This is a genomic window from Pseudoalteromonas sp. AS84, assembly GCF_038900255.1.
Taxonomy (GTDB): Bacteria; Pseudomonadota; Gammaproteobacteria; order Enterobacterales; family Alteromonadaceae; genus Pseudoalteromonas.
Genome location: NZ_JBBMQY010000009.1, coordinates 40,799 through 53,545, shown reverse-complemented (window position 1 = coordinate 53,545; position 12,747 = coordinate 40,799). Strand labels below are relative to the sequence as shown.

Below are 12,747 nucleotides of genomic sequence, written 5' to 3'. Positions count from 1 at the left end.
GCATGAAAACAGTTTGGCTTGTAGATGATGATGCCTCAATTCGCTTTGTACTTGAAAAGGCACTAACCCGTTCAGGGTTTAACACGGAGAGCTTTGCTAATGCGCAAGATGTACTAAGCGCACTAAAGTTTAGCCAACCTACTGTTTTAGTTTCTGACGTTAGAATGCCAGGCATGGATGGTATGGCGTTGCTTGAACTTATTGCAGAGCAAAACCCTGGGTTGCCGGTTATTATAATGACCGCCCATTCTGATTTAGACTCAGCAGTTAATGCATTCCAAAAAGGTGCTTTTGAATACCTAGCTAAGCCGTTTGATTTAAACGAAGCAGTGGCCCTCGTCGAAAGCGCATGCAGAGCAAACTCCACTAAAAAAACTAAACGAAAGCAAGCTCCACCTAAAAGTGCTCACATAATTGGTGAAGCGCCCGCAATGCAAGAAGTGTTTAGAGCGATAGGTAAACTATCGGCTTCTAGCATGAGCGTATTAATAAATGGAGAATCTGGCACAGGTAAAGAACTTGTCGCCAGTGCGCTGCACAATCATAGTCCACGTAAAGAAAATCAATTTATTGCACTTAACATGGCAGCCATTCCAAAAGAGCTTGTTGAGTCAGAGTTATTTGGCCACGAAAAAGGCGCATTTACGGGCGCAGATAGCGTACGCAAAGGTCGTTTTGAGCAAGCCAATGGCGGCACACTGTTTTTAGATGAAATTGGTGATATGCCACTTGATGTGCAAACACGTTTATTACGCGTTCTTGCCGATGGTGAGTTTTATCGCGTTGGTGGCCATCAAAGTATAAAAGTGGACGTACGCATTATTGCAGCTACGCACCAAAACCTTGAAGATTTAGTTAAACAGGGCAAGTTTAGGGATGATTTATTTCATCGTCTTAATGTTGTGCGCCTACGTTTACCTGCTCTTCGAGAGCGCACTGAAGATATAGAAAGCTTATCGCAGCACTTTTTACATAAAAGTGCTAAAGAACTACAAGTAGAAAGCAAAGTGCTGAGCCCTAAAGCGACTGAGCAATTACGTTTATTTAATTGGCCAGGCAATGTGCGCCAATTAGAAAACACGTGTCGCTGGCTTACAGTTATGGCGCCCGGTGAGCTTGTAAGCGAGCAAGACTTACCGCCGGAGATTCTGGATGCTTCGCCGACCCAAGAAGAAGGTGATTGGCTAGATGCGTTTCAGCAATGGCTTAATCAAGAGCTTAAACAAGGCAAAGAAAATATTTGGCCTGACATTCAAGCCCAGCTAGAAACTCGTTTAATTAAAACCGCCCTGGCTAATTGTTCTGGTCATAAGCAAGATGCTGCTATAAAAATTGGTTGGGGACGCAACACGTTGACCCGAAAATTAAAAGAGCGCAATATTAGCTGATTAAACGCTTTTAACACATTTGGTTATTGATGAAGCTAATCGAACATATTCCTTTGTTTAAACAAATGGAAATTATAAACAGGCTGCACTTTTTTAAGGAATTTACGCTCAGCGAGCGCCAAGTCTTATTAGAGTCGTTCGGCCTGTTATATTTAGTAAGCCAGCATCAGTTTTTATTTAAGCAATACGATAACGACAAGCGCTTATATATTGTACTTAGCGGCGCGCTATTAGTATTTAAACATAATCATTTGCTAGAACTTGGTACTATAGAGCCCGGTGAATTTATAGGTGAAGGCGCTTTTATAAATAACCGAGAGCGCAGCACTAGCGCACGCGCCAAAACCGACAGCATAGTTCTTGCTATTACCCCTGAAGCACTCACCCGCTTACCTAATGTTATCCGTGAAAAAATTAAAGACCGAATTATAGAAGGTATGAGTTTGCGTATTGCAAAACTTAGTGAACATATAGAAACTCACGGTTAACTCTATCACTCAATCCATATAAACAATTTGCAATGAGCAATCAAGCCAACTGGGCTTATTAACGTGCGCAGTAAAAGTGTAAGTATCTGAAGGCTTGGCACCAAAGGGGGTATTTACAAGAGGTTGCGAGTGGCTGTATGTTTGCGAATAATTTTTGTAATAAATGACAACGTAACCGTATAAAAACTCCCAACCTAACCTTACAACAGCGCCACTGGGTAAGGTAAAGTCAGCATATTTATCTGTAAATGTGACAAGTAAATCATTGTACTTGTCTTCGCTGCATTGAGTTGTTCGTAACCTTTTAGGCATAACAAAGGTTGTACCCGCCACTACATTTTTTAAATAAAAACCTATGTTGCCATCACCATAAAAATGATTTGAACGCGTTGTATAGTTAACTTGTGGCTCGTAACCTAGCCCCTGCATTATAGCCGCAAGTTGCTCAGTTTCTTTAGAATAAATCTTATCACTTGATAAGAGTAATGTGGCTTCACCAAAGTCAGGTGGGATTGCCAGCTCTACATATTCATAAGAGAGCGATTGTGCTTTTAGCGCAGCATCGAGCTGGTTGCTCTGTTCATCTTGCAAGTTTTCACTAAATACATACACGGTAGGTTGTTGGCACGCAGCTAATAGTAATGCCAACACACATATTAAAATTCCATTTTTCATAGTTACCCTTTTAAATTACAATTGTAGTCTATTAAAGGTAACTATTTATAGCAATTTAATTTGTTTGGCTATCTAACCACGCATCAACACTTTTACGGGTGTATAAAACTTCTTTAAATAAACGATGGCGTTGAAATTCAAGTACCGATTTTTTTTTCATATCGCCACTCACTAAACGACTATGGTGATCGTTAAATTTTGAAATCACAGAAAAACCACGTTCAGCATTTTCCTTTTGCTCTTTTACTTGATTAGTAAGATGTGACCTAACATCATCTGCGGTCAACATATCTGAATTATCTAAGCCCATTAGCTCTTTTTTCATTGCTAATCTTACGCCCATTTTCTACTCCGTTTTATATGTATTCATTACACATTGATTAATCCGCCAGAGTTTTAGCAATTAGCGAGCCATACGTAAAAAAGATTGCAACGAAGCTTAACTTTTAATTGCTTCAGTTTTTTTAAAGACAGATAAAATACCTAAAAACTTTCATAACTAATTGTGTATTACAGCTATCTAAAGTTACTTGCTTTGGTGCAAAAGTCGCTGTAAGCCTTTATACTAAAGCCTGTGCGTTACCCCACCGAGAGCAAATATGAACGAAGAATATATAGAAATAGAGTTAGAAGAAGAGCCGATTGAGCTTTGTAAATTATTAAAAGTATTAAACTTAGTTGAAGGTGGCGGCCAAGCTAAAAACCTAATCACTGAAGGCTATGTGGGTGTTAACCATGAAATTTGTACAATAAAGCGGAAAAAATTATACGGTGGCGATGTACTAGAATTCGATGGTGAGTTTTTTCAACTTGCGTTAAGTGAAGATGCAGTTCCTGCAGAAAAACCTGCAGCACAACCTCAAGCAGAATCAAAGCAAGCTGCACCACAACCAATAAATCAGCCAGCTAAAGCTAAGCGCAAGCGCACTAAAAAGCCAAAAGTTGACGATAAAACAGGTCGTCGTCCTATTTCATTTGGTTAAGTATTTAAAAAACCCTCTTTTTATATAAAAAGGCCACCTTGTATAGTTGGCCTTTTTGCTCTTTAATTACCTAGCTAATAATAATAAAAACAAGGTAATAATATGTCACAAAACACACCAGCCACCTGGTTTAAACCCGCTGTATGGGCGGCACTTGTATGGAACTTACTTGGCGTTATTGCATTTGCTATGCACATGATGATGACACCCGAAATGATAGGTAAACTACCGCTAGATCAACAAGCTGCCTACTCTAACGTTCCTATTTGGTCAACTATTGCCTTTGCTATAGCTGTATTTGGAAGCACTTTGGGTTGTCTGTTTCTACTTACTAAAAACGCGCTGGCAATACCTACTTTTGCACTGTCGCTCGGTGCTATTTTACTACAGCAGTACTATAACTTTGTAGTTATAAACAGTATTGAGCTGCTTGGCGCAAGTGCTGTATTTATGCCTGTTTTTGTAATCATAATTGCCATTGCTCTACTTTATTTAAGTATTAAAGCTAAGCAACAAGGTTGGTTACAGTAATTAATAAAGGTCAAAATAACTTTTGACCTTACCTCGTCTTTCAAATCATCTCTTGAAATTAAATTTTTCAGCATCATCTCTACTATAATAATTGTATAAAATTCGTTCTCTAAAGACGGCTTTTTACATTGGTATGCACTTTGCAACTCAAGTACTACAGAGGTCACTCTTCAAAATATTTTTATAATTCATAAAGGGGCAAATAATGAATAATAGTTTCGATACCCAACATCAGCTCACAATAAACGGTGAGCAATATCATATTCATTCTCTAAAAGGACTTGGCGACAAAGCGAAACGATTGCCCTTCTCCTTAAAAGTATTACTTGAAAACCTTCTTCGAAACGAAGACGGCGCAAATATTAAAGAACAAGACATTCAAGCCCTCCTTAATTGGGATCCTCAAGCAAAACCTGCATCTGAAGTTGCCTTTACTCCAGCTCGCGTAGTTATGCAAGATTTCACCGGTGTACCCGCTATTGTTGATTTAGCCGCGATGCGTGACGCAATGGAAAAACTAGGTGGCGATCCTGCAAAAATAAATCCGTTATCGCCAGCTGAACTTGTTATTGACCATTCGGTACAAGTAGATGGTTATGGTAATGATGGTGCATTTGATTTAAATGCCAAGCTTGAATATGACCGAAATAAAGAACGTTACGAATTTTTACGCTGGGGACAAACCGCTTTTGATAATTTAAAAGTAGTGCCACCAGCAACCGGTATTGTTCACCAAGTGAATTTAGAGTATTTAGCCCGTGTTGTTTTTAATGAAGAGCGCGATGGCAAAAAATTCGCTTACCCAGACACCCTCGTAGGTACCGACTCTCATACAACCATGATTAATGGCTTAGGTGTACTTGGTTGGGGCGTAGGCGGCATTGAAGCCGAAGCGGCTATGCTTGGTCAGCCAATTAGTTTATTGATTCCACAAGTAGTCGGTATGAAGCTTAGCGGCAGATTACCTGAAGGTACAACCGCAACCGATTTAGTACTAACAGTAACCGAAATACTGCGTAACCATGGTGTAGTGGGTAAATTTGTAGAGTTTTATGGTGACGGCCTTGCCGACCTACCACTTGCCGATAGAGCAACCATAGCGAATATGGCACCAGAATACGGCGCTACGTGTGGTATTTTCCCGATTGATGATGAAACCATTAACTACCTTCGCTTAACAAACCGCGACGAAAAACACCTAAAGGTAATTGAAGATTATGCTAAACACCAAGGTTTATGGCGTAACGATGGCGACGAAGCGAGCTACACCGATACACTCGAACTTAAATTAGACGATGTTGTACCAAGCCTTGCAGGCCCTAAACGTCCACAAGATAGAATTGCCCTAAATAAAGCGGGTGAAGTAATTGGCGAGCATTTAAAAGGCTTTCAAGATGAGCGTATGGCTCGTCGCGATAAAAGCGATGAAGAGCAAGCTCGTATTGAAAGTGAAGGCCCAACAACAAATCCAGATGAGCCAGTAGACGAAGCACAGTTTATGGGTGCCGCTAAAGTTAAATTTAAAGGCCAAGAGTTTGAGCTAAATGATGGCGCTTGTGTTATTGCCGCAATTACCAGCTGTACCAATACCTCTAATCCAAGTGTTATTTTAGCCGCAGGCTTAGTCGCTAAAAAAGCGAAGCAATTAGGCATTAATGTAAAACCTTGGGTTAAAACATCCCTTGCACCAGGCTCTAAAGTAGTTACCGACTACCTAGAAAAAGCAGGCTTGATGGACGACCTAGAAAGCCTAGGGTTTAACTTGGTAGGCTATGGCTGTACTACGTGTATTGGCAACTCAGGTCCACTAGCGACTGAAATATCAGATGCGATTCAAAAGCATAAATTAGTGGTTAGCTCTATTTTATCGGGTAACCGTAACTTTGAAGGGCGTATTCACCAAGATGTGAAAATGAACTTTTTAGCCTCACCTCCACTTGTTGTAGCCTATGCCATTGCCGGCAGAACCGACATTGACGTATACAACGAACCCCTTGCGCAAGATGCTAATGGTAACGATATTTACCTTAAAAACATCTGGCCAAGCGTTAAAGAAGTGAGCGACCTAGTTAAAGAAACAGTAACTAAAGAAATGTTTGAAAAAAGCTACGCTAACGTTTACGAAGGCGATAGCCGCTGGCAGCAAATTCAAATACCTGATGGCAAACTTTATGATTGGGATGACGCATCTACCTACATTAAAAAAGCACCATTTTTTGATGGTATGAAAGTAGAACCTCCGGGTATTCCAACGATTGAGGGCGCACGTTGTTTAGCTAAGCTTGGGGATTCAGTAACTACTGACCATATTTCTCCAGCAGGTGCTATTAAAGCAGAAGCGCCAGCAGGTTTATACTTGCAAGAGAAAGGTGTAGAAAAATCGCAATTTAACTCGTATGGCTCACGCCGTGGTAATCACGAAGTAATGATGCGCGGCACGTTTGCCAATGTACGTCTTAAAAACTTACTTGCCCCGGGTACTGAGGGCGGTGTAACACGTACACAACCAGAAAACGATTTAGCAAGCATTTACGATGCAGCTATGGAGTATCAAAAAAATAATACGCCTCTCATTATTTTAGCGGGTAAAGAATACGGTACGGGTTCATCTCGTGACTGGGCGGCCAAAGGCTCACTTTTACTAGGCGTTAAAGCGGTTGTAGCACAAAGCTATGAGCGAATTCATCGCTCTAACTTAATTGGTATGGGTGTATTACCTCTGCAATTTAAAGAAGGTGAAAGCTACGAGTCACATGGGTTAACAGGGCAAGAACAATTTGATATTGATGGCCTGTACGATAAAACCGATGAAGTAACCGTTATTGCAACCAATGCCGAAGGTAAAAAAGTCACCTTAAGTGCAGATGTACGTATTGATACCCCTAAAGAGTGGGATTACTACAAACACGGCGGCATTTTACAATACGTACTGCGTAATATGCTCGACTAACAAAGACAGTAGTTAATACATTTAAAAGCCCAGTTTAGTAATAAGCTGGGCTTTTTTATGTGTGCTGTTTGTTGTCTTAAATCAATGCTAAGCATTTAAAGCGTGCCTACACTAAGGTAACTCTTAGTGAGGTAACTATGTCGCAAACAATGATAGTTAGGCTGCTTAAAACATCAATAGTGCTTGGGTTGTGCCTTATTGTGACTGGCCACACTTTAATTGTGTCGGGTTATTTCACTGTTAATCATGGTATTAAAGGAATAATTTTAGCAGCGGCATGTATTGCTATAGGGGTGCTATTGTCACTTCCTACTAAAATATATTTAACCATACTGCTAATGGAAGCCGAAAAACGTTATTTAAAAAACCATAAAAGCACTCACTCTAAATAATTAAAGTGCACTTAAATTATTAATTTCTTTATTACGTTTTTCTAGTTTGTCTTTTACATTTTCGGCGTCATTAAATAGCTTTTTAACAGAGTCTGGGTTCAAAATACTGATCCCCTTTGGTGCAGCCGACATTGTATTTGTACTTGGAGAGGTATTTAAAATAGACGTGTCTTCTGCAGCAATAACAGTAATGTCTTTAGGATCGAGTTTTACTTCAATACTTTTTGCATGCGGGTTAGGTGTATCAGAAAAGTGCCATTGGCCTGTTTCATCTTGCCACTTAAAAATTTTGCTGCTTGAGGTGGTACTTTCAGGCATTGGTTCATCAGAAATACTGCTCGCAATTTTATCGCCAGCTTGCTTAACGCCCTGCACTGCTTGGTCCAAAGTATTGCTAGATAGCGCGACCATTTTTTCTTTAATTTGCTGAGATTCACTGCTAATTGATGATGCAGAAAGCCATGTTTGACCATCGGGCTTTTTTAAATAAAACAAAGAGGTGACTGCAATAGCCATGATTGATATAGCTAAGTAGGTAAAGTATTTCATAGCGTTCCTGCTTTAATTAATCCTTTAATGCCTTGAGTCTAATAAAAAATACTTAATTAGGCAATTTTTTGTACCCTAATAAAAAATAAAAACGCAGCCGAAGCTGCGTTTTTATTTGCAATTTAACTACATTGTAGTGGCGTTAAATACCGTCACCATCCATGTGTAGTCCACATTCTCGGTTTAAACCAAAAAAGCGAGTTTCTTCCTCAGTCATTCCTGGTTCTAACTTACGTGTTGTATGTACGTCACCCATCGACACATAACCTTGCTCCCATAATGGGTGGTAAGGTAAATCGTGCTTAGTAAGATACTGATACACGTCGCGGTTAGACCATTCAATAATCGGGTACACTTTAACGGTACCACGGCTAATTTCTACAAACTGTTTATCAGCACGTGTAGATGATTGATCGCGGCGCAGACCACTAAACCACGTGCCCGCTTCTATTTCTTTTAACGCACGGGTCATCGGCTCTACTTTATTAAGCTGATTATATTGCTTAATGCCGTCTTCGCCTTGCTCCCATAGTTTACCAAATTTAGCCTCTTGCCATGCTGGGCTAAGCGGCGCTCTATACACCTTTAAGTTAAGTGATAAACGCTCACTCATTTGCTCAATAAACTGATACGTTTCAGGAAATAAATAGCCGGTATCGGTTAATACAACGGGAATATCTGGACGTTGTGAGGTCATTAAATGCAGCATTACTGCCGCTTGAATACCAAAGCTAGATGATAAAAAAGCCGTATTAGGCAAGTTATCAAGCGCCCATGCAACGCGCTGTTCTGCGCTCATATTCGCTAGTAAACCATTAGCATCAGCTAACATAGCCGTCTGGCTTTGTTTATCTAGCTGTAAAATGTTTTTAAATTCACTCATGGTAAATCCCAAACCTCACCAGCGCCAAAGCGCTGGTATTTAATTAAGCGTGAAAATCGGTTACTGACACTTTTACTTCAGCAACAATGCCTTTGCGTATAACAAAGTCACCAAAACACTCACCGTCATTGCGCTCGCTTGCCCATTGGCCAATTAGCTTATCGAATGCTTCTAGGTAAACGTCTTCGCCTACATTCTCAAGGTACAATTTAGGAATACGTGTGCCTTCTAAATTACCACCTAGGTAAACGTTGTACTTACCTGGGCCTTTACCCACTAAACCAGCTTCGGCTAGCATTGCGCGGCCACAGCCGTTCGGGCAACCAACAACGCGCATAATAATGCTGTCATCTGGTATACCGTGCTTAGCAAGTAATGCTTCAGTTTTTTCTACTAGGCTTGGTAAGTAACGCTCTGCTTCGGCCATTGCAAGTGGGCACGTTGGCAGTGAAACACACGCCATAGAGTTTTTACGTTGCTGCGAATCTGTGTCGTCAATTAAGCCATGGCTACGTGCAATTTCTTCAATCACGGCTTTTTGATCTGCAGGTACACCCGCAATAATTAAGTTTTGGTTTGCCGTCATACGCATGTCACCTTGGTGAACTTCTGCAATTTTACGACAACCTGTTTTAAGCGGTTTGCTTGGGTAGTCTAAAATACGACCACTTTGAATGAATAGCGTTAAGTGATGCTTACCATCAATGCCTTTAACCCAACCAATGCGATCCCCTCGGTGAGTAAACTCAAACGGACGGCTTGGTGCAAACGTAACGCCTGAGCGTTTTTCTACTTCTGCTTTAAATACATCAACACCTACACGGTCTAGTGTGTATTTAGTTTTTGCATTTTTACGGTTTGAACGATTACCCCAATCGCGCTGCACAGATACAACATGCTCTGCAATTTTTAAGGTATCTTCTAGCGTAATAAAGCCAAAGTCATCAGCCTTACGCGGATAAGTTGCTGTATCGCCGTGCGTCATGGCAAGGCCACCGCCCACTAATACGTTAAAACCAACAAGCTTGCCGTTATCAGCAATTGCCACAAAGTTTAAGTCATTCGCATGCACATCAACTTCGTTGTTAGGTGGAATAGTTACCGTTGTTTTAAATTTACGCGGTAAGTAATTAGACCCTAAAATTGGCTCTTCTGTGGTTTCTGCTTTTTCGCCATTTAACCAAATTTCGGCATACGCTTTCGTTTTTGGTAATAAATGCTCAGAAATTTTTGCAGCCCAGTCGTAAGCTTCTTGATGTAACTCAGACTCAACTGGGTTAGTAGTACAAAGCACATTACGGTTAACGTCACCCGCTGTAGCAATAGAGTCTATACCTACGCTATCAAGCATTTGGTGCATGCCTTTAATATTAGGCTTTAATACACCATGAAACTGAAACGTTTGACGCGTTGTTAAACGAATACTGCCGTAGCTTGTTTTGTCATCTGCAAACTTATCGATTGCTAGCCACTGCTCTGGCTTAATAATACCGCCAGGCATACGTGCACGTAACATTACATTATGTAGCGGCTCTAGCTTTTGCTTAGCACGCTCACCACGTATATCGCGGTCATCTTGTTGGTACATGCCATGAAAACGAATTAGCTGAAAGTTGTCGGCAGTAAAACCACCAGTAATTTCATCTTTTAAATCTTTTTCTATGGTGCCACGTAAAAAGTTACTTTCTCTTTTCAAACGTTCGTTATCAGAAAGTTTTACGTTTTTATCTTGTTCGCTCATTTTAAATCCTAAATTTGTTACAGTGACGGCTGTTAGCTGTTAAATAAAATAAGAAACGTGATTAATACACGTCTTTCTGATAGCGGTTTGCGCTACGCAAATCTTTTAAGTATTGCTCTGCGTCTTCGTTACTCTTACCTGTGTTTTCTTTAACAATATCAAGCAAGGCGTTGTGTACATCTTTTGCCATACGATTTGCATCGCCACAAATATAAAAGTGAGCGCCAGCTTCTAACCATTCAAACACGTCTTTACTGTTACTGCGTAACTTATCTTGTACATATACTTTTTCTGCTTGGTCACGGCTAAATGCAACATCTACTTTGTTAAGTAAACCCGATTTTAAATAACCCTGTATTTCTACTTGGTATAAAAAGTCTTGAGTGAAATGTGGGTTACCAAAAAACAACCAGTTTTTGCCTTGTGCTTCACGCGAATCACGCTCTTGTAAAAATGCACGGAACGGCGCAATACCGGTACCTGGGCCAACCATGATCACAGGTGTATCATCGTTTGTTGGTAGGCGGAAATTATCGTTATGTTCACTAAATACTTTAACTTTACAACCTTCTTCAGCACGACGAGTTAAGTAACCAGTACAACCACCTAAATGCTCGCTATCAAATGCATCAAACTGCACTAGAGCTAGTGTTAAATGTACTTCGTCTTCAACTTCGCTTTGGCTAGATGCAATTGAGTACAAACGCGCTTGTAGTTTACGTAAGCAATCTACTAATGTTTGCGCATCAAGCTTTGCTGGGTTTTGGCGAATCACATCAAATATTTGACGAGGCTCAATGTATGCGCGCATTGCAGTTTTATCTTCAACTAGTTTAAGCAGCTCTGGCGTGCCCGTAGCAGTTGCATATTTTTCTACAAAACCAGGGTATGACTGAGTCAGCTCTAGTTTTTCAATAAGTGCATCGCGTACGCTTAGCTCTTCATCACCTACTTTTACAATGCTTGTTGCATCTATTTGAGTAAGTGTAAGTACTTCATCAACTAATACATCGTCATTTAAAAAGTACACACCTAATGAATCACCTGGCGTGTAAGTAATGTCAGAACCTTCAAGCGAAATTTCAACATGGCGTACATCTTTAGTTGAGTCGCGACCGGTAATTTTTTGAACAGTTAATAGCTCTGCTTCAAATGGATTTTGTTTTGTATATTGGCTTGCTGCAGAGGTTGAAGCGCCAAATGGCATTGATACAACTTGACCACCAGCGGCCTCTTGTTGCGCTTTTAAATCAGGTTCGAATGCGTCAATTGCGCCCGCAATCCATGTTGCAGCTTCTTCTTCATAATCTACATCTAAATCAGCACGTTGATATATGGTCTGTGCACCTAGTTTATTTAAACGCTCTTCAAAGTCTTTTGCTGTTTGGCAGAAAAACTCATAGCTAGAATCACCCAAACCAATAACGGCTATTTTTACATCGTCTAGTTTTGGTGCTTTTTTAGTTGCTAAAAATTCATAGAGTGTTTCTGCGTCTTCTGGTGGCTCACCTTCACCGTAAGTAGATACAACGATGGTTAAAAACTTTTCTTTTTTCAGGGCTGTTGGTTTGTAATCTGACATGCTAACCAATTTAACCGCTAAGCCGCGCGACTCAGCCTGCTCTTTCATTTTGCTTGCTACGCCTTTTGCGTTACCCGTTTGCGAACCATATAAAATAGTTAGCGCTGCAGCATCTCCTGCAGCCGGTACGCCAGCAGTAGGAGCACCTAATGCAGCTGAGTTAGCATTAGCGGCTAAGTAACCACTTACCCATGCTTGTTGAATTGGATTAAGCTCAGCCACTAAACCTTGCAGCTTTTGTACTTGATCTTGCGATAGCGGGCTTGCCGCAGCATTTAGTTGACCTAACAACATGAATCGATTCCCCATAACCCTGAAAATTAAACACAACACACTTTGTGTATTGTTAAAAATGAGTTTTACCTCATCCAGAGTGTATCTGTTGAGGTTTTCTAAGTATGCAGGATAACGGGCTAAGCATAGATAAAAAAAGAATAGAATCTGCTTTGATATTCCATTTAGTTATTAATTTATAAAAATACCTTCAAAAACAGTTTAAAGAGTAATTATTGCCTTTTACTGCATTTTAAATTAACAATTTTGTAACCAAACTAATGTAGGGTATATTTTACTTTCAAAGTAAAA

Annotated in this window: 12 protein-coding genes; 6 read left to right on the top strand and 6 right to left on the bottom strand. The window is 40.3% G+C overall.

All coding sequences use genetic code 11. The features are described 5' to 3' along the window. Window positions 1-2 precede the first annotated feature (2 nt). Window positions 3-1,388: a nitrogen regulation protein NR(I) gene (gene ntrC, locus WNY79_RS11150; RefSeq protein WP_024596969.1), complete on the top strand. Its 1,386-nt coding sequence runs from the start codon at window positions 3-5 to the stop codon at window positions 1,386-1,388. 29 nt (window positions 1,389-1,417) lie between these two features. Continuing rightward, complete coding sequence (locus WNY79_RS11145; RefSeq protein ID WP_010554789.1) at window positions 1,418-1,876, top strand: cyclic nucleotide-binding domain-containing protein; 459 nt, start codon at window positions 1,418-1,420, stop codon at window positions 1,874-1,876. A 9-nt stretch (window positions 1,877-1,885) separates the two neighbouring features. Here WNY79_RS11145 and WNY79_RS11140 read toward each other — a convergent pair whose 3' ends face one another. Next, entirely contained in the window at window positions 1,886-2,551 is a 666-nt protein-coding gene (locus WNY79_RS11140; protein WP_342875884.1) for a hypothetical protein, read from the bottom strand. 55 nt (window positions 2,552-2,606) lie between these two features. Then, window positions 2,607-2,894 (bottom strand): hypothetical protein, encoded by a 288-nt coding sequence (locus WNY79_RS11135; protein ID WP_024596967.1) that lies wholly within the window; start codon window positions 2,892-2,894, stop codon window positions 2,607-2,609. Between the two features lie 256 nt (window positions 2,895-3,150). Between WNY79_RS11135 and WNY79_RS11130 the strand changes: the two genes are divergently transcribed. From WNY79_RS11130 to WNY79_RS11115, 4 genes are all read left to right on the top strand, one after another. After that, window positions 3,151-3,534, top strand: a complete 384-nt coding sequence (locus WNY79_RS11130; RefSeq protein WP_342875883.1) for an RNA-binding S4 domain-containing protein — start codon at window positions 3,151-3,153, stop codon at window positions 3,532-3,534. Between the two features lie 102 nt (window positions 3,535-3,636). Then, the gene (locus WNY79_RS11125) at window positions 3,637-4,065 is read left to right on the top strand and encodes a hypothetical protein (RefSeq protein WP_182193755.1); all 429 of its coding nucleotides are present in this window, start codon (window positions 3,637-3,639) and stop codon (window positions 4,063-4,065) included. Window positions 4,066-4,270: 205 nt separating this feature from the next. Next, window positions 4,271-7,015, top strand: a complete 2,745-nt coding sequence (gene acnA, locus WNY79_RS11120; protein ID WP_024600016.1) for an aconitate hydratase AcnA — start codon at window positions 4,271-4,273, stop codon at window positions 7,013-7,015. A 137-nt stretch (window positions 7,016-7,152) separates the two neighbouring features. Continuing rightward, window positions 7,153-7,407 (top strand): hypothetical protein, encoded by a 255-nt coding sequence (locus WNY79_RS11115; protein WP_342875882.1) that lies wholly within the window; start codon window positions 7,153-7,155, stop codon window positions 7,405-7,407. Here WNY79_RS11115 and WNY79_RS11110 read toward each other — a convergent pair whose 3' ends face one another. The 4 genes from WNY79_RS11110 to WNY79_RS11095 all read right to left on the bottom strand — a co-directional run bounded on the left by WNY79_RS11110 (window position 7,408) and on the right by WNY79_RS11095 (window position 12,456). Next, entirely contained in the window at window positions 7,408-7,956 is a 549-nt protein-coding gene (locus WNY79_RS11110) for a DUF4124 domain-containing protein (protein WP_342875881.1), read from the bottom strand. A gap of 142 nt (window positions 7,957-8,098) precedes the next feature. Beyond that, window positions 8,099-8,839: a phosphoadenylyl-sulfate reductase gene (locus WNY79_RS11105; protein WP_024594734.1), complete on the bottom strand. Its 741-nt coding sequence runs from the start codon at window positions 8,837-8,839 to the stop codon at window positions 8,099-8,101. Window positions 8,840-8,882: 43 nt separating this feature from the next. Beyond that, window positions 8,883-10,580, bottom strand: a complete 1,698-nt coding sequence (gene cysI / locus WNY79_RS11100; RefSeq protein ID WP_342875880.1) for an assimilatory sulfite reductase (NADPH) hemoprotein subunit — start codon at window positions 10,578-10,580, stop codon at window positions 8,883-8,885. Window positions 10,581-10,641: 61 nt separating this feature from the next. Further along, window positions 10,642-12,456 (bottom strand): assimilatory sulfite reductase (NADPH) flavoprotein subunit, encoded by a 1,815-nt coding sequence (locus WNY79_RS11095; protein ID WP_342875879.1) that lies wholly within the window; start codon window positions 12,454-12,456, stop codon window positions 10,642-10,644. Window positions 12,457-12,747 lie beyond the last annotated feature (291 nt).

What these genes read in the sequence shown, in the direction of transcription:
- ntrC (WP_024596969.1), top strand. Translation starts at nt 3, where the DNA reads ATGAAAACAGTTTGGCTTGTAGATGATGATGCCTCAATTCGCTTTGTA.
- WNY79_RS11145 (WP_010554789.1), top strand. Translation starts at nt 1,418, where the DNA reads ATGAAGCTAATCGAACATATTCCTTTGTTTAAACAAATGGAAATTATA.
- WNY79_RS11140 (WP_342875884.1), bottom strand. Translation starts at nt 2,551, where the DNA reads ATGAAAAATGGAATTTTAATATGTGTGTTGGCATTACTATTAGCTGCG.
- WNY79_RS11135 (WP_024596967.1), bottom strand. Translation starts at nt 2,894, where the DNA reads ATGGGCGTAAGATTAGCAATGAAAAAAGAGCTAATGGGCTTAGATAAT.
- WNY79_RS11130 (WP_342875883.1), top strand. Translation starts at nt 3,151, where the DNA reads ATGAACGAAGAATATATAGAAATAGAGTTAGAAGAAGAGCCGATTGAG.
- WNY79_RS11125 (WP_182193755.1), top strand. Translation starts at nt 3,637, where the DNA reads ATGTCACAAAACACACCAGCCACCTGGTTTAAACCCGCTGTATGGGCG.
- acnA (WP_024600016.1), top strand. Translation starts at nt 4,271, where the DNA reads ATGAATAATAGTTTCGATACCCAACATCAGCTCACAATAAACGGTGAG.
- WNY79_RS11115 (WP_342875882.1), top strand. Translation starts at nt 7,153, where the DNA reads ATGTCGCAAACAATGATAGTTAGGCTGCTTAAAACATCAATAGTGCTT.
- WNY79_RS11110 (WP_342875881.1), bottom strand. Translation starts at nt 7,956, where the DNA reads ATGAAATACTTTACCTACTTAGCTATATCAATCATGGCTATTGCAGTC.
- WNY79_RS11105 (WP_024594734.1), bottom strand. Translation starts at nt 8,839, where the DNA reads ATGAGTGAATTTAAAAACATTTTACAGCTAGATAAACAAAGCCAGACG.
- cysI (WP_342875880.1), bottom strand. Translation starts at nt 10,580, where the DNA reads ATGAGCGAACAAGATAAAAACGTAAAACTTTCTGATAACGAACGTTTG.
- WNY79_RS11095 (WP_342875879.1), bottom strand. Translation starts at nt 12,456, where the DNA reads ATGTTGTTAGGTCAACTAAATGCTGCGGCAAGCCCGCTATCGCAAGAT.